This window comes from Streptomyces sp. NPDC058195 (assembly GCF_042883525.1).
GTDB lineage: Bacteria > Actinomycetota > Actinomycetes > Streptomycetales > Streptomycetaceae > Streptomyces.
The window spans coordinates 23,694-43,235 of sequence record NZ_JBHVVM010000024.1; the positions used below are offsets into that span (position 1 = coordinate 23,694).

General features: G+C 69.3%; 13 protein-coding genes, 1 tRNA gene and 1 pseudogene. 6 read left to right on the forward strand and 9 right to left on the reverse strand.

All coding sequences use genetic code 11. The annotated features are described in order from the left end of the window. Positions 1-83: 83 nt before the first annotated feature. Together ACFVWY_RS26090 and ACFVWY_RS26095 are read right to left on the reverse strand one after the other, a co-directional pair. Positions 84-220, reverse strand: a tRNA-OTHER gene (locus ACFVWY_RS26090). A gap of 440 nt (positions 221-660) precedes the next feature. Continuing rightward, positions 661-750, reverse strand: a pseudogene (locus ACFVWY_RS26095) (IS5/IS1182 family transposase); the annotation flags it as partial. Between the two features lie 604 nt (positions 751-1,354). Here ACFVWY_RS26095 and ACFVWY_RS26100 point away from each other — a divergent pair. Genes ACFVWY_RS26100 through ACFVWY_RS26115 form a run of 4 tightly spaced genes read left to right on the forward strand, consistent with a single transcriptional unit; the run spans position 1,355 to position 9,300 of the window. Next, complete coding sequence (locus tag ACFVWY_RS26100; protein WP_079190495.1) at positions 1,355-2,878, forward strand: hypothetical protein; 1,524 nt, start codon at positions 1,355-1,357, stop codon at positions 2,876-2,878. Further along, positions 2,875-3,696, forward strand: coding sequence for a hypothetical protein (locus ACFVWY_RS26105; RefSeq protein ID WP_389876750.1), 822 nt, complete (start codon positions 2,875-2,877; stop codon positions 3,694-3,696). Before ACFVWY_RS26100 ends, ACFVWY_RS26105 begins: the two co-directional genes overlap by 4 nt. 17 nt (positions 3,697-3,713) lie before the next feature. Next, positions 3,714-8,201, forward strand: a complete 4,488-nt coding sequence (locus tag ACFVWY_RS26110; protein ID WP_389876751.1) for a hypothetical protein — start codon at positions 3,714-3,716, stop codon at positions 8,199-8,201. Continuing rightward, positions 8,176-9,300 carry a Wadjet anti-phage system protein JetD domain-containing protein gene (locus ACFVWY_RS26115; RefSeq protein ID WP_389876753.1) on the forward strand — a complete coding sequence of 375 codons (1,125 nt, stop codon included), beginning with the start codon at positions 8,176-8,178 and terminating at the stop codon, positions 9,298-9,300. Before ACFVWY_RS26110 ends, ACFVWY_RS26115 begins: the two co-directional genes overlap by 26 nt. Before the next feature lie 184 nt (positions 9,301-9,484). On the opposite strand, the gene ACFVWY_RS26120 is transcribed toward ACFVWY_RS26115, so the two are convergent. The 7 genes from ACFVWY_RS26120 to ACFVWY_RS26150 form a co-directional block, all read right to left on the reverse strand. After that, positions 9,485-10,477: a thiopeptide-type bacteriocin biosynthesis protein gene (locus ACFVWY_RS26120; protein ID WP_389876755.1), complete on the reverse strand. Its 993-nt coding sequence runs from the start codon at positions 10,475-10,477 to the stop codon at positions 9,485-9,487. Beyond that, positions 10,459-11,691: a lanthionine synthetase C family protein gene (locus ACFVWY_RS26125; protein ID WP_389876756.1), complete on the reverse strand. Its 1,233-nt coding sequence runs from the start codon at positions 11,689-11,691 to the stop codon at positions 10,459-10,461. Before ACFVWY_RS26125 ends, ACFVWY_RS26120 begins: the two co-directional genes overlap by 19 nt. Next, positions 11,688-14,753, reverse strand: a complete 3,066-nt coding sequence (locus ACFVWY_RS26130; RefSeq protein ID WP_389876758.1) for a lantibiotic dehydratase — start codon at positions 14,751-14,753, stop codon at positions 11,688-11,690. Before ACFVWY_RS26130 ends, ACFVWY_RS26125 begins: the two co-directional genes overlap by 4 nt. A gap of 86 nt (positions 14,754-14,839) precedes the next feature. Continuing rightward, positions 14,840-15,031, reverse strand: coding sequence for an FxLD family lanthipeptide (locus ACFVWY_RS26135; protein WP_389876760.1), 192 nt, complete (start codon positions 15,029-15,031; stop codon positions 14,840-14,842). Between the two features lie 55 nt (positions 15,032-15,086). Further along, a complete protein-coding gene (fxlM, locus tag ACFVWY_RS26140; RefSeq protein ID WP_389876761.1) occupies positions 15,087-16,322 on the reverse strand; it encodes a methyltransferase, FxLD system in 1,236 nt (411 codons plus the stop codon). A gap of 218 nt (positions 16,323-16,540) precedes the next feature. Next, on the reverse strand, positions 16,541-16,960 hold the full coding sequence (locus ACFVWY_RS26145; RefSeq protein ID WP_389876762.1) for a DUF6415 family natural product biosynthesis protein: 420 nt from the start codon (positions 16,958-16,960) through the stop codon (positions 16,541-16,543). After that, entirely contained in the window at positions 16,957-17,382 is a 426-nt protein-coding gene (locus tag ACFVWY_RS26150) for an ATP-binding protein (RefSeq protein ID WP_389876872.1), read from the reverse strand. Before ACFVWY_RS26150 ends, ACFVWY_RS26145 begins: the two co-directional genes overlap by 4 nt. Before the next feature lie 238 nt (positions 17,383-17,620). On the opposite strand from ACFVWY_RS26150, the gene ACFVWY_RS26155 reads away from it, so the two are divergent. Together ACFVWY_RS26155 and ACFVWY_RS26160 are read left to right on the forward strand one after the other, a co-directional pair. Next, a complete protein-coding gene (locus tag ACFVWY_RS26155) occupies positions 17,621-18,874 on the forward strand; it encodes an XRE family transcriptional regulator (protein WP_389876764.1) in 1,254 nt (417 codons plus the stop codon). After that, entirely contained in the window at positions 18,871-19,398 is a 528-nt protein-coding gene (locus ACFVWY_RS26160) for a GNAT family N-acetyltransferase (protein WP_389876765.1), read from the forward strand. The genes ACFVWY_RS26155 and ACFVWY_RS26160 overlap by 4 nt, the downstream gene beginning before the upstream one ends. The last annotated feature ends 144 nt before the right edge of the window (positions 19,399-19,542 follow it).

The window sequence follows — 19,542 nt, forward strand, 5'->3', positions numbered from 1 at the left end:
TACGGTTTCCGCGAGACCGGAATACGTCGAAGGCCCCCGCAGCGAGCTGCGGGGGCCTTCGACGTATTGCCCGGTGAGAGCAATGGCGGAGGATACGAGATTCGAACTCGTGAGGGGTTGCCCCCAACACGCTTTCCAACTGTTCGTCCGGGGGTCCGGGAAGGTTCGCCACCGTCCTGAACTGCAGTGGAACCGTGCCAGCTGGCCGAGCTGAACCCCCTCGAACAGAGCTGAATGCAACCCAAACTGCACCCCTCCCTCACCCGGTGGACCCCTCCCGTCATCGGCCTTTCGGCCGATCCGGCAGTGCCGCGTCCCCTACATCGGGGCACGGTGGATTGCCTTCCCGCCTGTGCGCGTGGCTTCCAGCCGCGCGGTTACCCGGCGGGGGCTCCTCCGGACCCCGCCCCAACGGCCTGTGCGACCCGTGGCACGGGACGCGTCAGCTCCGGGCGACCGCTGACCAGCCGATCCGGTCGAGCTACAGTAGGACGCCGATGTCGTTGATTGCCTTGCTGAACAGCATGCGCCAGAGCTTGCCGGGCACCGCCGACCGGTCGGGGTAAACACTGTCGGCCCACACCAGCGTGATACGCCAGTGCCGCTGACGCAGCCGCTCCAGCATCGTCGTTCCGGCGTCGCGGTCGGTGATGCAGGCCGCGTGCCCAGCACCGTCAGCAGCAGTCCGAGGGTGTCCACGACGATGTGCCGCTTGCGGCCGTTGACCTTCTTCCCGCCGTCGAAGTCCCAGCTCACGGTCGGCATCGATGCCGACCGCGACCAGGTAGCGCACCGCGTCGACCAGCTGCCGGTGGGCAGGTGTCCTCCGGCTGCCCGCCCCTCCCCTCCAGCCAGGCGGGCACGGGCATTGCCTCGCGCACGACAGCTCACTCCGCATCGGTCATGTCCGAGGGATACCTCGGACGCCTGTGCGGCCGGTCCCCGGCGTTCCAGAACCGGAGGGCGAGACAATCGCACTCCCGGACAGCGGAAGCCGACCGGCGCGTGGACGTACAACTGCGACAACAGGGTCTCCAGGCGCGCTCAAGGTCTCGACAACCCCGTGCCGCACCAGAGGCCCTGTCTTCATGTCCGCCAAGCGGCAAGACCACCCGGCCGAGCTGCTCCAGTCGAACCCACGTCCACCAAAATCGGTACGACAACGGCTTCTCAGACCGGCACCGGCCGCGCAATGTAGCGGCAGGCAGCGCAGACAGAGGCGAGTTTGGGCATATGCCGACCGGCGACGGGTCGGCGCGGGCATGCTCTTTGGGTAGCGGCGGGGTGCCAGTTCGCGAGCGCCGACGTACGTGCGCGCGAGCCCCGGCCAAGGTGTGGGACAAGGGGGACGCACGTGGGGTTCGAGGATCCGGCGCACGCCGATGCGGGCGGGGTGGACGAGGGGCTGCTGCACGACGAGGGCTTGATCCGCCGGGCGAAGGCGCTGGCGTGCACGGCGCCCCTGCACGACCTGGACGCGAACAAAGGCAAGGTGGAATGGGCCGACGCCAAGGTCTACCAGATGGCGGAGATAGCCCTGCACACCATCGACCAGGTCGCCATCGCGATGGACTTCGACACCGGAGCCAGCCGCCGTCACGTCCTTGACCGGGTTCAGCGGTTCGTCGCCCGCCAGGCGCCCAACCGCACGCAGGAAGAGCACGCCCGGGTGGCACGGTGGGTCTTGGACAGCCTGATCAATCACGGCGACGTCGAGAAGGCGTTCCACCGCCCCTACGGCGCGGTGGACGCGGACGGCGTCTACCGGGTGCTGACGTTCCCCTTCAAGCTGATCGTGGAGCGCCGCGACAGCGCCGGCGTGCTGTACCTGCATGCCTCACATGAGGCGTTGAACGTCCTGGTTGGCGCTTTGGACACGGACGTGGAGTCCGCCCAGGAGGCCGCGGAGGTCAAACTCGCCAACCTGATCAGGCGGGGGCGGCTCGCGGACGCGAAGCAGGTGGCGGAGCAGGCAAGGATCCGGACCATCCAGTACGGGGAGTTGATCCACGTCCAGTTGGAGGCGACCCGGCGCAACATCGCGTCGGTCGACTGGCTGGAGAAGGTCCCAGACCTGCTGACCGAGGCATTGGCGCACGTCCAGGAGCGGGTGCGGGCGGAGCGGGCGATCGCCAAGAACATGGCCGAGGCCCGGGACGAGGCCCAGAACCTGGTCCGTAAGCGGCAAGCCGCCGAGCTCGTCGCCATCGTCGAGGACTGCATCCGCCGACACATCCGCCTGCAGCAGCGCCTGCTGGAGGCGCGGGAGGTGTTCCGCGCGGAGCAGGACCGCCAGCAGTTCTCCTTGAAGCCGCAGCGGTCGACGTTCGATCTATTCGGGCAACTGCTGCGTCCCGCACTGGGCCTCACCGTCGCGGACGCGCTCGTACCGGTGGACTGCTTCTTCGCCCGGGCAACCGGGCCCGGGACGCAGGACATTCCGCGCCTGGCCACGCTCGTGCCCGCGTTGCTGCGTCCGGCGCCGCAGCCGGCCCGGTTCGCCGGGCCGGTGGAGGATCCGCAGGTGGAGCCGCTGGAGGACGCCGCTCGGTTCACCAGCGAGCAGTGGGAGATGGCCGAGCAACTGCTGCGCCTGCCCGGGAGCGTGCGCTCGCTGTCGAGCCTGCTCCAGGAGGCGGCACAGCTCGACCCGGATCTGCCCGCGCTCGTCGCGTTGCTTGCCGTGTACGCCTACAACCCCGACGCCGGCGCCGCCCAGCGTCGCGGGGACGAGCACGTGCGGTTGGCCGTCCGGGCGGACACCGTCTTGGACAGCGCCGGCTTTCATGGGGACGACCTGTGGCTGACCACAGCGCAGGTGCTCCCGGACACCGTGGGCGGAACAAACCAGACGACGGATGGGGGACCCGGGAAGTGACCACCGCAGTGGGCGGGTACGCAGGGGATGACGCCGAGGCGGCGGCACGGCTGATCGGGTACGCGTTCCGGCCGCGGGTGCTCCCGCACCGCGACCGGGATTACGCCGCGTTGGTGCGGCGCTTCGACGAGGAGCCCGCGTTCGAGGACCTGGTGCGGCGCAGCGCGACCGGGCTGGGGCTGAACGTCCTGGGCGTCACGATGCGGGCGGGCTCGGTGATCGTCCCGGTACCCGGGTCGGTGTTCGAGACCCGGCTGGAGGGCTACGCGCGGCAGGCGCGGCAGGGCCACCAGCGTGAAGCGGAGCGGGTCCTGCACGGGATCGCGCACCTGGCGATCGCCGCGCTGTGCTTCCCGCGTCCCCAGGACCTGGCCGATGACAGCTATGTGGGGGCAGTGACGGCCGCCACGGTCGACAAGCAGGTGCGCCACACGTGCCAGGAGCTGGCCGAACGGTTGGCCGCCGGGCCGGAGAGCGGCGACGCGCCGGTTGAGACACCGGAGCTGGAGCACGCGTGGCGGGTCTATGCGCGCCGGTCGGAGGCCGGCGAGACGAGCAGCGGGCAGGTGGTGCCGACGACCTCGGAGGCGATCGTCGGCAAGGCCCTGCGGTACCTGGTCGATCAGGGATTGCTCAACGAGGGCGAGAACGCGGAGCTGATGGTGAAGGTCTACCGCACGACGGGCCGCTATCAGCTGCAGGTCCGTGAGCTCGCGGCGGTCGACACTTACCGGGAACTGCTGCTCCTGGGCGTCGTGCCGCCCACAGACACCACCGCGTCCCTTCGGGTGACCGGCGACGACGACACCCTCTACTGAGCGGGAAACAGACCACCATGTACGAACTGTCCCGCATTCGCGTGTGCTCGGCCGGGCCGGCCGGCGCCCGCTTCCAGGACGTGATCTTGGACTTCTCCGGCGCCGGGCAGCCGGTCGCCGCCGTTCAGGGAGACCTGTTCGGGGCCGGGGCCCAGGGGCTGCGTCCGTCGCCGGCGAGCGTGGTGTTCCTGGAGAACGGGGGCGGCAAGTCGGTCCTGCTGAAACTGGCCTTCTCGGTCCTCCTGCCGGGCCGGCAGCGCGTGAAGGACGCACCGGATCCGCGGCTGCTGGAGGACTACGTCCTGGCCAAGGACGTGTCCCACATCGCGTTGGAGTGGATGCACGCCATCACGGGAAAGCTGCTGGTCACCGCCAAAGCGCTGTGCTGGAAGGACCAGGTCGTCTCGACGGTTGCCGAGAACCTCATCGAGCGGTGGTACGCGTTCCTTCCCACCGAGACCCTCGGCCTGGACACGCTTCCCGTCGTCGAGGAGGGCCAGTACGTGGCCTTGCCGACGTACCGCGACCGTGTGAACGAGCTGTATGCGCAGGACCAGCGGCTGGCGGTGAACTGGCCCAAGTCCCAGGGCGACTGGACCGAGCTGCTGGGCCAGCTCGGGCTGGACCCCGAGCTGTTTCGATACCAGCGGGCGATGAACAGGGACGAGGGAGAGGCTGTCCACGCGTTCACCCTCGAATCCGACGGAGGCTTCGTCGACTTCCTCCTCGAGGCCGTGTTCGACCACCAGGGCCTGAACGATCTGGCTGCCCTGGTCTCCAAGTACGCCCACAAGCTCGCGGGGCGCAAGGACTTGGCGCTTGAGCTGGCGTTCGTGGAACAAGCCATGGTGCTGCTCGAGCCGCTGATCGACGCGGCAGACGCGGTGCACGAGGCCCAGAAGCAGGTTCAGCGGGCCGGTACGGAGCTGGCGGCCTTCCACGGGCAGGTCAAGGCCCGCGTCCGCGATGACCAGGACCGCGTGTCGCTGCTTGAGAGGCAGTTGGAGGGCCTGGCAGGTGAGTTCAAGCGTGCATCAAGGCTGACGCGTCGCTGGGCGGCAACGGTCGCGGGCCGGCGGGAGAGACTCGCACAGCTACAGGTCGAGCGGGCCAAGGCTGACGCAGAGGAGGCCTCCCGCCGCCGGCGGGAGGCCAAGACCGTGGCGGACGGCTGGAGAGCAACCGCTGCCGTGGAGCGGCATCTGACCCGGTCGGACGCGCTCCGGTCGCTGGCGTTGCTGGTCAAGAAGGGTGAGCTGGCGGTCGCGCCTGCGCTCGCAGCCCGTGAACGGGCCGCTGGGGCCTTCGCCCAGGGGTTGCTGGCGCTCCGGCAAGCGGCGGCGAGTGCACAGGAGAAGGAACTCGAACAAGCAGGCGTGGAGGCGGCGGCCGAGAAACAAGCACGAGGCGAGCGGGAGGCCGCGCTGAAGAAGGCAGGCCAGGCCGAGGCGAAAGCCAGCGGCCTGCTGGAACAGGTCGCTGCGGCACGGACCGACGCCGAGGAGGCTGTCGCAGCAGGGCTGGCACCCGCCACTGATCTTGTTCCCGCCGCCGCGGCGGATGCACGACGCGCCGTCGACCTGGCGTCAGAGCAGATCAAGGCGCTGGAGTTGGAGCGGGAGGGCCTCGACCAACGTCAGATCGCTGTCCAGGAGACCTTGTCCGCGGCGATCCGCGAGGAGGAGGCCGCATGCGGCCGCCGCACGCAGGCGCAGCGGGCCCTGGACACGGCCCGCTCCCGCGCCCGGGCGATCGAGGCCACACCAAGGCTCACTGATCTGCTGGGCACCGAGGTGCGCCTGGACCTGGACGCGCACGCTCTGCTGGACCGCCTGGAGACGACGATCGCAGAAGCGGAACGTGAGCGGGTCGCCGTGCAGATCGAGCTGGCCCGTGACGAGTTCGCCCGGCTGGCCTTGGCCGACGGCCGCATGCTGCCCCCACCCGAGGTCGTGCGGGATGCCTGCCGGCTCTTGGAGCAGTCCGAGCCCCGCATCGACGCCTGGCCGGGCTGGGAGTACCTCACGGAGTTTCCCCTCCAGCAGCGCGAGGAGATGCTCGCGCGCGCCCCACATCTGGTCAGCGGCGTGCTGCTGAACTCGCCAGACGACCTGGAGCGCGCCCGGGAGATCCTCGGGCGGGGGGCGCCGACGGCCTACTACGTCACCGTGGGCGCGGTCGCTGGACTGCTGGAATCGGCGGACGCCCCGACCCGAGAGCCCTGGTTCACGCTGCCGTTCAACGTCGCGCTCTACCAGGAGAAGGCCGCCCAGACCGAACAGAAGGTCATCGAGGAGCGCTGGGCCCGCTCGGAGGAACGCCTGAAGCAGTTGCACTTTGCTCATCGGCACGACGGCCAACTGCGGCAACGGATCAGCCAGTGGCGCCAGGACTACCCCGAGGGCGCCCTGGCCGGCCTGCAGGAGGCGTTGACGACCGCCGGAACGGTCTTGGAGGAGGCGGAGAAGGACACCGCCCAACAACAGTTGTTCATGAACGCGCTGGTGGCGCGCCGGGACGGTATCCGCGACGAACTGCACGATGCTCAGGGGGATCTCGACCACTGGCAGAAGGTGAGCCGGCGGCTGACCGAGCTCAGTGAGCGGCTGACGCAGATGCCGTCGTGGCTCCAGCAGGCCGCGGCCGCCGAAACAGAGCAGGGCGCATGGCAGAAGCAGGCTGACGAGGCCGAAGCCACCGCGGATGAGCATCGCCGTCTCGCCGAGGGCCACCGCGCTGCCGGCGATGAGCAGCGCCGAGCCGCTGCCGCGGCCGGCCGGGAGTGGGCTGCGCTGCCCGGAGCCAACGACATGCGACTGGACGCCGAACCGCCGAGCGACCCGGTGCCGGTGCTGCGGGACGCCTACGAGAAAGCCGAGGCCAACTTCAACAACGCGGATGTCCCGGGCACGTTGCGCGAACGGCTCGCCCAGGCCGAGGCGAGGGCCGCGGAGGCGGCGGCAGAATACTCGGCGCTGGACGAGACGGACCGGGCCACAGCGCGCCGTCTGCTGCAAACGCCCGAATCGCTGGACGAGCGCAGCCGCGCCGAGGCGCAGGAGCGGGCGGACCGAACGCTGGAGGCAGCTGAAGCCGCGGTCACACAGGCCGTACTGGAGCAGGGCAAGCATGAAAACGCCCTGAGCGAGCGGCATAGGGAGCTCCATGAGCTGACCGCTGACGGCACCGCCACCATGCTGGCCGCTGACCTGCCGGATACGATCGAGGGCTGCCTTCAGTCGGTGGCGGCTGCGGAGACGGAGCACGCCGCGGCGCAGGCAGCACAGACCGGGATCGGCGAACAGCAGAGCGCCGTGGCACAGGAGGCGGCGCAGGCCAAGGACGCGGCGGGGGCCTTCGCAAATCTCGCACAGGCGCTGGCGGATACGGCAGCGGAACCGGACGCCGCCCCCTACGTCGGCGACGGTAAGACCGGCTGGAGTGACTATGGACGCCTGCGCGGTGCGGCCGAGCAAGGGAAGAAGGAACTGAGCCGCACCGAGAAGGTCCTGCGCAGCGCGACGGAGAAGATCAAGCAGCACGCCGCCGCCGAACGATACGCGGGACTGAGTATCCCGGTGCGCCAGCAGATCACCAACCTGTCGCCCGAGAAGACAGCCGAGCACGCGGCGGACTGGCTTGCCGCGCTCCAGCCGCGGAAAAGGAACCTGGCCGACGAGATCCACGAGGTGGACCTGCACCGGCAGACCATCGTCGACCATCTCAAGGGCGAGAGCGACAAGGCCCTGTCCTTGCTGCGGTTGGCCCAGCGGCTGTCCCGGCTGCCACGAACCCTCGGCGACTGGGCGGGGCAGGAGTTCATCCACTTCTCCTTCCAACCGCAGCCCGACGAACTGCTCCTGCCACGCCTGGGCGAGCTCGCCGAAGAGGCCGCGGCAGGCCGCACCACTGACGGCCGCAAGGTGGCACGCGATGGCCTGTCGCTGCTGCTGCGCGCCGTGCACACCGCTGTACCCGGCGGGTTTAAAGTCCAGGTACTCAAGCCGGACACGGTCCTTCGCGCGGAACGGGTGCGGGTGTCAAAGGTCAAGGACGTCTTCTCCGGGGGGCAGCAGCTGACGGCGGCGATCCTGCTGTACTGCACGATGGCGGCGCTTCGGGCCAACCAGCAGGGCCGCGAGCGCTCGCGCCACGCAGGGGTGCTGTTCTTGGACAATCCGATCGGCCGGGCAAACGCCGACTACCTGCTGGACCTGCAGCGCGAGGTCGCGCAGGCGCTGGGTGTGCAGCTCGTGTACACCACCGGCCTGTACGACGAGAAGGCGCTGGGGAAGTTCCCGCTGATCGTCCGGCTGCGCAACGACGCCGACCTGCGGGCAGCCCGCAAGTACCTGGTCGTCGACGACATGATCCGTCGGCACCTGGATGCGCTCGCGCCTGAGGACGGCACCGGGCAGATCGACAGTGCCAGAATCTTCCGCCGTGAGGAACCGCCGCACGAGGGCCCCGAGGGGAACGATGGCACTGCCACGCCGCGAGAGTGAACTGATCGCAGGACTTCGGGAGTGGGCCGCGGCGCACGGCCGCAGCCCCTACAAGGATGCCTTCATCCCCCTCGGCGCCGTGTGGGAGGTTTTCCGCCGGGTGCCGCACCGCAACGTGGCCGGGGCGTTCGAACCCGCAGTCCTGGCCAGCCTGTTGAACGCGCTGGACAGCGCCGGCCTGATCCGGCAGGTCCAGCGACGAACGCCGGACAAGGTCTCCCTGCCTGTCAAGGTCCGGCTCCTGCCGCAGGCGCAGCCACCGGCTGTGCCGCCCATGCCCAGATGGCATCCCGCCCTGACCTGGCTTGCCGAGGAGTGGGCCACAGCGACCGTGAAGCAACGGCCTGCCTACGCGGTGATCGACCGGTGGCTCAAGAGCGGACCGGACCTGTTCCGGATCCCGTTGCGGGAGCGCGCCCTGGAGATCTTCGGGACGTTCGGCAGCGCAGAGGACTTCCTCATGCCGGAGAAGACGCTCGACGACCTCAAGTCCGGGCCGCTGTTCTCGGACCAGGGCCGGCTCGACCAACTGCTGCACGCCTTCAGGCCACCCCCACCGTTGATCACCGAGACGTTCCCGCTGGAGGACGAGGACGGACGCTACTGCCGCGTCGGGACCGGTGATGTGCTGTTCGTGGTGGAGAACGCCACCACCTGGTGGTCCCTCGTGGAAAGCCTCCCCGGTGATCACCGCCTGGGGTATGTGGCCTGGGGTCTGGGCGGTACCTTCCGGGCATCGATCCGCGCGATCAAGGCCAAGCACCGCATCACGCAGATCCGGTACTTCGGCGATCTGGACACCAGCGGCCTGCGAATCCCCTTGCGGGCCTGTGACACCGCAGCGGAGCTCGGGCTTCCCCCGGTCCAGCCGGCCGAGCACCTCTATCGGGCGCTCCAGTTGCTGGGGCGCCCCCGCCCGGCCACGGCCAAGGAAGCGTCCATCAGCGCCACAACCGCCGGCGAGCTGGCCCAGTGGCTCCCGGCGCCATGCCAGGAGAGCGGGCGCCAACTACTGCTGGACGGACAGCGCCTGGCACAGGAATGGGTGACCTACCGCTACCTGCGCCAGAACTGCGACTGGCACGACGACGTGCGCTGACATGGACGACCTGATCCGGGGCGGACGACTGGACAGACAGGACCCAGGGCGCTGGTCACCTCCCTGATAGCCCGGGCCCTGCACTTGAGAAGCGCCCGCCGGGCGGTCTCGGCTGCTGCTGAGGAAGAGCACGGCTGACGTTTCACTGGTCGACTCCGGGAACCTTGTGCGTTGGCTGGTGGCTCTACTCGTCGTCGCCGCCCTGCAGGATTGTCGCCCTGGCTGCCCAAGCCAGGATGCTTTGCCCGCGCATGGATAGTCCGAGCCGGTTCCAATGGAAGATCACGTGGTAGCTGAGAACCTGTCGTAGCCCGCGATCCATTGACCCGTCCTGGACGCCATCGGCGAGGGCCTGGCCGGTGCGGCGGAGCGCGGCGGCCCACTCGGCGACGGGCTCCAGTGGGCCGCCGGGGCGCAGCAGGGTGTCGCTGTCGGCGAGAAGCAGGGGTCGGATCTCCTGGACTCGGGAGTCGAGGCGGTCTGGCGGAACGTCGCTGATGGCAGAGCGGTGTTCCGTCGTGATGACGCGGTCCCAGACATCGCCCTGCTCGTACCACTCCAGTCGGGCGGCGCGCATCATGATCGTGCACAGGAGGACGGACAGTTCCCTGGGCCCGACGGTGAGATCGTCGCGCTGGCGCAACAGCTGGATCTCTCGGCTATCGGTGACGAACAGGGCGTGCGCGGCCGTCATGCTGGCCTTCCCGCCGAACGCTGGAGTCTCCGGTTCGTAGATGCCGGGCCACCAGCGCTGAAGGTGTCCGTCGGAGACGAGGCGGTCGAAGCCGTCCCCGATCGTCAGCTTGGCGCCGCCCGCAGGCTGGACCCGGAGGCGCAGCCGCCAGCAGGGGTGCTTTCTGGTGTACCACCAGCCGTCGATCGCGCGGGCGGCTTCCGCCTCGCGCAGGATGGGCAGGACGTGCGTGGTGAAGGTGGTGTCGGCGTTCGGCCAGTCGGTGAAGCGGAGGTACGTCTGCCACCAGTCGGTGATGGCTGCGTGGCGGGCCAGGGCTTCTCGGCCGGCCTGGTCGTAGACCGCGACCGCGTCGGAGAGGACCACAGGGTCTATCCGGTACTGCTGCGCCGCGTCGGCGAGCGGCAGGCCGTTCAGGACGGCGAGGACGGCGTGCTGCGTCGGACTCGGCTCGGTTGTCTGGATCAGTTGATCAAGAGACATGTGTCCCATCCAGTGCTCGGCGCCTGCTGCGAGGCGAGCGTGGTGAGGGCGAGTGCGGTGCCGGCGGCGCCGTTGATCAGGCCGGGATCCGAGAGGGAGCTGGGCCGACCGGATGCGGCGAGGGCGTCACCAAAGCGTTCCGGGAGGGCGTGAAGCCGTGGGTCGAGAGCGTCTGCGGCTGCGCGGTGAGCGGTCTGGTAGATGCCCGCCCATCCATGGCAGAGACCGCTGTCGGTGACCATGGCGAGTTGCGCGAGATCGGACAATGTCCGGTACAGAGCGTCCTCATAGAACTTCTGGAGCGTGGGTGAGCGCAGGGCGATCCCCGCGAGCTGCCCTGCCCGTGCGATGCCTGTTGTGCCGTAGCACCAGCTCGGACGGGCGGGGGCGTCGTGATGAGGCTGACCGCGGTCGAGGTCGCGCCGGGAGATGTGCTCTGGCCACCACGGGCCGGAATCGCCGTGCTGACACCAGGCGTCGAGGTGGGCGCAGATGGTGAACATGGCGTCCTGGTGGCCATCGACGGTGACGCCTCGGCGCATGGCCTGGGCTAGGAGAAGGAGCGGGCCTGTGATGCCGTGGGCCGCGCCGAAGTTGCCGTGCCCGCCCGGGAAGTGGGGCGACTCGCCGCGCGCCGGGTCATGGCGGACCCACCAGCCGGGCAGTCCGCGCCCGTCAGCGGCGAGCGGCCGGGTAAGGGCGACGAGGTACTGCAGGATCCTCTCCAGGGCTGGGCCCTCGGGCTCGGTGCGCAGGAGGTAGGCGCCGATCCCGGTGAGGCCGTAGAAGAGGTCGTACTCCGCGAAGCTCGGCACGTCTCCCCTGCCGATGCGGGCGAGCGCGGCGTCCACGCGGCGGTGGGCGAGGCCGATGATGTGCTGGTGCAGGGTCGTGCGCGCCGAGGCATACAGATGCCGGTACGGCGGGGGAACGGCGGTGAGGACGAAGCCGACGGCCGGGGCGCCGAGGAACAGGCCCGCCTGGTCGACCGCGCTGATGGGGCCGGAGGCCGCACTCGTGATCCACCGGTGGGCGGAACGCCAGGAGCCGCCGTACCTGCTGGCGATCTCGATGTGTAGCAGGCTGATTCCGGCAACGCCGTCGGCGAGCGACTGCACCGCCCAGGGCTCCTCTGGGGGCGGGGGAGGAGGCTCAGCCAGATCAGCTGTGTACTGCTCCAAGATTGTTGCGGCGGTGGTTGCCAGCGTGGTCATCGGTCCGCCATCCGGTGCTGGAGGGCGGCTGTTCGCACGAGTCGAATCGTCGTCTCCTCGGTGCGCGGATCGACGCCAAGAGCTCGGACGTGGTGCTGGTGCAGCAGCGAGCGGGCGACGTCGAGCGGATGACGTTCACTGACCAATGCGGTCCGGTAGAAGTCCACTGCGGCGGCGCGGGCTCGCCACGCTTCGGCGACCTGCCTGCCCCCGGGGAGGGACGCGAGCGCAGAGGCACCGTTCGGCCCGGTGAGTTCGAGCACCTGGCCGCGCAGGGTCCGGTCCAACCGTCCTGTGCCCTGAGGGAGGTTGCCCACCAGCCACTCTTCGGCCGCCGCAGCGTTCGGTGCCAGGGGAGTGACGAGGTGCAGGGCGCTGGCGGCGGCGAGGGCCTGTGGGGCGAAGGCATCGGTGCGCTCGGCGAGCTGGATCTGCGCAAGGGCGGCGGCGGAGTCTGCGGCGAACACCTGGTGCGCGGCGTCCATGGCCGGCCCGTGGCCGAAGCGTCCGGTTTGCGGCTGGTACGGGGCCAGGGCGAGTCCGGACGCGAGTCCCATCGTGTGCAGGCTTTCGGTCCAGGCGTGGACGTGCCGTGCGCCGACTCCGTACGCGTTCGGCGACAGGAGCAGGGTGAGGCCGAGGTGCTGGTCGGCGTCCGGCCGGGCCATCTCCCGGTGCCGGGTGAACCACCAAGTCGGCGGGTCTTCCCCGAACGCGGCGAGCAGGCGGGGCAGTTGGTGACTCAGGATCTCGTCGTAGCGGCGCGGGTGGGCGTGGAGCTGTGCGTGAAGAACGTTGCCGCCGCCCGGCAGGTGCCGCTGGGCGCCCGGCGACGTAGTGGAGCGCGGCCGGGGCACGTACGGGGTGTCCGGCTCGGAACGGCCCAGCGAGAGCCAGATCTCGTGTGCCCGTCCGATCCAGCCGTGGGCGTCTGCGTCCGGTACCTCGCGCAGCTCCACGCGCCGGGCATTGTCGAGGTGGGCGCGCAGGACCCGGAGGTGGACCGGGTGGGAGAGGTCGAGCGGGAGGCGCTGGTCGTACTCGATGACGGCGACCTGCATCGGGACCCGCAGCCGGTCCCGCCAGGAGGCGAAGGCGTCCTCCCACTCCTGTCCCGGGGCTTTGCGGCAGGGCAGGTCTGCCGCCATCAGCAGCCATCGGGCCTGCGTGAGGATGGTGCGGCGGTAGCGGACCCGAGGGAGGTACGGGAGCCGAGAACCGGCGCCGAAGTCGAACGGCTTGTAGGCGGCGTACCGTCCGTTGGCCACCTCTGCCAGGAACCGGGCCAGCGGCGGGGTCTGGGTTCCGCCTTCCAAGGCGTGCAGGACCCGCACGTCGATGCGCCGGCCGGTGGAGAGCTGCACGAGATGGAAACTGCGCGGGTCGGCGGTGACGGCGATGTCGGCGAGCTGGATCGTCGTCTCGTCGCGCTCCTGGTGGCCGGAGAGCTCGATGATGTGCGGCAGCAGTCGCGATGTGCGGGTGACGTTCTCGTTGCGGTGCCGACGCGGTGGGAACACGAGCTGCGCCGCGAGGCGGTCCGGTGCCCCGCGATAGCTGGTGGCGAGGGCGTCTTGGTGCTCGGGTGGCAGGACGTGGGCGAACCGGCCCGCCATGCTGCTGCCGGGGCGGGGCACCGCCGTGAGCAGGAGGTCGAACGTGCCGCTGGACAGCGCCCGGGTGCTGGGGGCGTGGATCTCGAAGGCGGCCTCCACTCGGGGCACGAACAGCCGCTCGTCCGTTCCGGCGGCCTTCTCCAGGGCATGGACCATGTCGTCCGTCAGCCGCAGTTCGTCGCGGCCGTCGATGAGGACTTGCTGCATTAGCGAGAGCAGCAGTTCGTCGCGGTCGGTGCGCACCTTCAGGGAGGCTCCGCGTTCGGAGCCGATGTATCCGGCGGGCAGCCCGAGGCCGCTGTCGGCAATCAGGTCCATCACCGGCACCAGGGCGCCGACGCCGTACCGGGCCCGGAACCGGCGGTGGTAGTCGCGCCAGTGCTGATAGCCGTAGGGCTGCGGGGTGGTCCGGTAGAGGGCTGACACGGCTGCCTGCGCTTCCGCGATCACGGTTTGCGGGAGCTGGGTCTCGCAGTCGAGGGCGGTGTCAATGAGCAACGGTGTCGGGGTGACGGCGGTGAGGGCGCGCATCCGCGTGGCGAGGGCGCTCACGCTGATGTCGGAGAGTGTCGGCTGGTGGGCGGATACCTCGTCGCGTAGTGCGTACAGCTCGTGGACCAGGTCCCGCACGTCAGGGATGTTGTCTGCGTCGTGCTGTTCCAGTTCGTGGCACAGGTGCTGGAGGGGGTCCACGGTGGTCATGGGTGCCCACAGGCTGGTGATGAGGAACTGCTGCTCGACCAGGCTGGTGAGAAGCGCGTCGATCTGTTCTGGTGTGGCCTGCGGGAAGTTGTCGCGCAGGTGGCCGTGCAGGGCGCCGTAGGGGATGGGCGAGCGGGCGGCGTCCATGGCGGCGGCCACTGGCCGGGCATTGCGGACGGATATCTCGACAGGGGCCAGGAGGACGGCGTGCCCGTCGGCGGGCGAGCCCGGTGCTACGAGCCGATCGCCCCGTGTGTGGGCGGCGTTGTTGGCGACGAGCGGGAGCCGCGCCAGTAACGCGGGGATGCGCTGGAGTCGGAGGACCATGTCGGTGACCCATTCGGTGTCCGGCCGGATCAGCACGCGGTGCTTGTCGCGCCACCGCGCGCTTGCCCTGGGCCCGACCGTCACCGGAGCGGTGCCGGCGAACAGGCCCAGCGGGGTCGGCCGGTGTTGCCACCGCAGGAGGTAGGAGACCGTCGATACCGCGGTGCGGCGGACGTGACGGGGCTCGGACTGCCGGCCTTGGACGACTGCTTCGATGGCGTCGGACAGGACGGGGGTGGCCAGCTCCAGCGCGTTGCGGAAGCCATCGCATTCCCAGACGCGGTTCAGCCACCCTCGAGTGACGGCCACGTTGTCCAGGTCGAGAGTACGGGGGATGTCTGCCGGCCCGGGGCTGGTGGTGGCGCACAGCATGGCAGCGCCCTGCCATCGGTAGTCGGCGACTGCTCGGGAAACCATGGGGCCCTCCGTCTGACGGGGCGGGTGAGGAGCCGGTGGGCCGAGCGGAGCGATTCGCTCGGCCCACCGGCAGGGAACGGCCTGGATCAGGCCGGGTCCTCCGTGAAGGAGCCGCAGGCGGAGGCGCCGGTCGCGCAGGTGGTGCCGCAGCCGTCGCCCGTGGAGCACATGAGCTTGCCGTAGGCGTGCTCGGTGATGACGACCTTCACGTCCAGGGGCGCGAAGTCGTCGTCCAGGCCAGCCCGCGGGGCGGGAGGGGTCAGAGTGGCGCTCGTCATGTTCGTGCCTTTCCTCTTGTTGTCCGGATGGTGTGGAACAACCTGGCTTCCGGCGTTACGCCGAGGGCCAGGAGAGCGAGACCCGGCTGTGCACCTTGTCGATGACCCGGTCGGCCGGGATCTGGTCATCAGAGGTGTTGGCCGGATAGACCCGGATGACCGGGCTGGGGCCGCCGCGCTGGCTGGCCTCCCAGTCGCGGAGCACGTCGGCGACCTGGTCGGCGAACTGCTTCGCGTTCGGGCCGAGGGTGTGCACGCCGTATTCGATGTGCTTGTTGTCCTCGGTGCGGCGGGTGACTAGGTAGGCGAAGGTGTCGTCCTCGACGGCGGCGAGGGCGAACCGCTTGTTCACGGGGGCGACCAGGCCCGTGTCCAGGTCCTCGTCGACGGCCATCGTGCAGAAGCCGGGCAGGCTGATGGCCATAGCCATCTGGAGGGTGTCGATGAGTTCCGAGAGGCCGATGACGACGCCTGTCCACAGCTCGTGGCGCGGGAACGTGACCGCGTTGTCCAGTCGGTGTGGGTCAGCCGGTAGCCCGTCATCGAACTTCAGCCCGATCTCCGGTGTGCCGTTGACGAGAAGAAGTTCTTCCCGGTGGGCTGTCGAGCCCTGCATCGGGACGAAGCCGCAGATGAGCGCCGACACGCTCTCCAGGTACGGGCCGTGGTCGCCCGTGATCTGGGTAAAGGCGACCGACCGGGTCAGGCCACGCATCCGCAGCGGCACCACAAGCCGACCGCCCTGCTTGAGCTGCGCGGTCCACACCGGAGCGATGTCCCAGGCCCCGGCTGTCACCATGACGATGTCGACTTCGCCGAGCTCCGGAATGGGCTCGGCGGCGTCGGCGGTGACGACACGCACCCGGTCGTAGCCGTGCTCGTCCAGGAGCCGGTGCGCCCGCTCGGTGACGACGGGGTCGATGTCCACGGTGACGACCTCGCCGTCCTCACCCACGAGCTCGGCGAGGTAGGCGGCGTTCAGCCCGCCCGAACCGATCTCCAACACGCGCATCCCGGGCTTCACTTGGGCCTGCTCCAGCATCATCGCCTGGATCTGCGGGGCGGAGACGGAGCTGAGCTGCACACCGTGCTCGTCCGTCTTGGTGATCACCGCCGCGTACGTGTCGTACGCCTTATCCAGCGGGGTGTCGGGAATGAACGCGTGCCGGGGCACCTTGCGGATCACGGCTTCGATCTCCGGGGAGGAGATGTCGCCGCCTGCGCGCAATTCGTCCACCACCTTGTTCCGGAGACGGGTCGCTTCGGCGGGCTCGACGGTCGTGTTCGTCATGGACTTCCTTCAGTCGTACGTATGGGGGGATGAAGGCCGGCCTCGCGTGCCGGATGGGCCGGGGAAACCGGGGGCGAACGCGCTCGGTGCTCGTCGGCTGACCGACGGGGCCGCGCTGGACGCCGCGCTGGGAGGACCACGCCCGCGGAGGGCTGCCCGGCGTGCCGGTCCGTGTCGACCAGCCCGCTGGGCGGCTCGCGGGTGGCAAGGGGCGTGCGTCACTCGATCCCCTTGATGTAGCGGGCATCGATTAACACTTCGATCAGGTCAGAGGTCACGAAGGCGAGACGGCGGGCGAGTCCGACAGCCTGTCGATAGTCGGCCGGAGCGGGCTCCTCCAGCAGAGGAACTCCTCGCTCGACAAGTCGGGTCATCTCGGCACTGGGCGGGAAGCTGTCGTCAGCCACCGTGATGTCGCTGAGCTGCTTCAGGTGTCTGCGGAGGCGGCCGAGCAGGGCGACAGCCGTTGCAACAGGTGGCGGCTGACTGCCGATCGCAGAGTCGAGGTCGTCGAAGACCTCCTCGATATCGAGGGGTTCCCACACCCGGAACCGTTCCAGCACGAGCCGTAAACCGTCCGCGTCGAGTGGTGGCGTCCACACCTGGGCTGGAGGTTTCGGAGCCACTGCCGTGCTCACCGCTCCCTCCCCGCCGGAGTCTCGACCACAGCCCAGGTGACCTTGCCCCACGGGTGCGTGTCGTAGCCCCACCGGGAACTCATCGCCGCGACCAGACTCAGACCCCGGCCGCTCTCAGCGTTCAGGTCGGCCGTCTTCAGATGGGGAGCGTCGTGCGAGCGGTCGGAGACTCCGATGCGGACGGCACCGTTGCTCGGACGCTCGATCTGGATTCGCGACACCGGGGTCTCGGTGTGCTCGATGGCGTTGGCCAGCAGTTCAGTGACGATGATCTTTCCCCAGCCGGTCACGTCGTCGTCCATGCCCCAGACCGCCAGCACCTGGGAGACGAAAGCGCGGGCGAGGCTCACGGACTCACGTACGCAAGGCACCTCTGCGGCGTAACCCGGGGAGCCGATCGCATTCGGTTGAGCGACGGTCATGGTCACGAGGTCTTTCCCTCCGGCTGGGGTTCCCGGTCCGGGCAAGCAAGGCAGGACTGAGCCTTCCTCCGTGCCGCCGCACCGAACCCGGCTTGGCGACCGATGACCAGTCAACGAGCGACGAGCCCAGCGCAACAGGAAGAGTCCCGGATGCGTGCACGTCCACCAACCGGAAGACTTTACGTTTCCATTACCTGACCTCTAGGTGTCAGCGTGACGGTGGTACTACGTTCGGTGCATGGGAGGAAATCTCGTTCTTCAAGACCGGCTTGATCAACTCGGTCTGACGCAGGAGGAGTTGGCGGCACGTCTGAACGCCGCGCTACAGGAGATCACCGGTCGGCCTGGCGACATCTCCTCCCGGACGGTGCGCAACCTGCTCAACGGATCAAGCCGACGCCCAATCGGACGCACTTGCGCCGCACTTGAGCGTGTGTTCGGCTGCCCCGTGGCGGACTTAGGGTTCAGCGCACCCAGCTCCATGCAACATCCCCCGGAGGGCCCCGTGCGGCGTCGCGACTTCATCGCTTCCACCACCGGGACGGCAGCCGCAGCCGTTCCCGTGGTCAAGCAACGTCGGTCGGTCGGCATGACGGACGTGGCCCGAGCCTCGGCCGGCATGAACCAGCTCGTGGAGGCCGACGACCGCCAAGGCGGGCACGCCTCCCTGGCGACCGCAGCCCTCGAAGCTCGCGCAAAGGTGCTGGAGCTTCAGCACCGGAACGCCAGCGAACGTGTACGCCGTGCTCTGTACGCGCTCGCGGCCGAGTTCACCACCGTCGCCGCCTGGTCGTGCATCGACCTACGTGACCTGGACAAGGCCCGGACGTACCTGCACGAGTCGTCCACGTTCGCCGGCCTCTCCCAGGACCCGCCCACGGCCATGCGCGTGTGGGTCAACATGGCCATGCTCGCCTACCAGCGAAAGAACTGGCCGGAACAACTCGCCGCAGCTCAGGCGGCCAACGGCTCCCTAGCTGCCCGCAGAGACCCGTTCTTCGGCTCCATGGGCCGCGTCCGCCTCGCGCTCGCACACTCGTCGCTGGGAGACCTGCGGGCCGCTCGCCGGTCCCTGGGCGCAGCCCAGGAGAACTACCGAAAGGCGGCCGAGGACGAACGTCCTCGATGGACCGCGTTCTACGGACCGGCCGAACTCAACCACCTCGCGGCGATCATCCTCAACCACAACGGGGAGCCCGCCGAAGCAGAGGCGATGGCTCACCGATCCCTGGCCAAGATCCCGGCGGAGTTCCAGCGCAACCGCGCGCTGGCCACCTGCCAGCTCGCCCTGGCGCAACTCCGCCAGGGCGAGCCCGAGCAGGCTACGGCGACCGCGGGCACCGTCTTCACGATCATGGAGGGCGCTCCACTGCCGGGGCGCATGCGCACCCTGATCGGAGACTTCCACCGAGACCTGTTCCGGCTGGCGCCGTCGACGACGTACGCCCGCGACTGGGCAGACCGCATGCGAGATGAATGGAGCCGAACGTGACCAGGGTGATCGACCTGCGGCACTACGGACAGGGAAGCCTCCCCGAGGGCTTCAAGCAAATGCTGATCGACGTGCACGCCGACGCTTACGCCGACGCGATGGACAACGAGTTCAACCAGCGGTTCCCGTGGTTCGTCGATCACTGGTCAGGGATGGACGGCTTCACCTGCGTCGTCGCCTTCGACGGCGACGAGCCGACCGGCTTCGCGTACGGCGCCCCGCTCCAGCCGGGCCGTGAGTGGTGGCGTTCCACGGCGTTCGCTCCGAACAACGGCTACACCGCGACCTACGCCGTCTCCGAAGTCATGGTGCGCCCGCAGTGGCGGGGGCGGGGGATCTCGGAGCGGCTCCACGAAGCCCTGCTGAAGGAACGTGGTGAAGACCTTGCGGTGCTCCTGGTCGATGTGACGCACCCGAAGGTTCAGGGTCTGTACGAGACGTGGGGCTACGAGAAGGCGGGCGAGCAGCAGCCCTTCGCCGACTCCCCGGTTTACGCGGTCATGGTGAAGAGGTTGCACCCGTGAGCCGCCCTGATCCGAGTCACCCACTTCCGACCTTGCGTGCAGGCCCGGCTCGTGATCATGTCGGCCGCGGGCAGTGCCTGCAACCTCTTTATGCAACGGCGGTCACCATCACGGGCCCCCGAGCAGTGGCCACACTGACTGCAC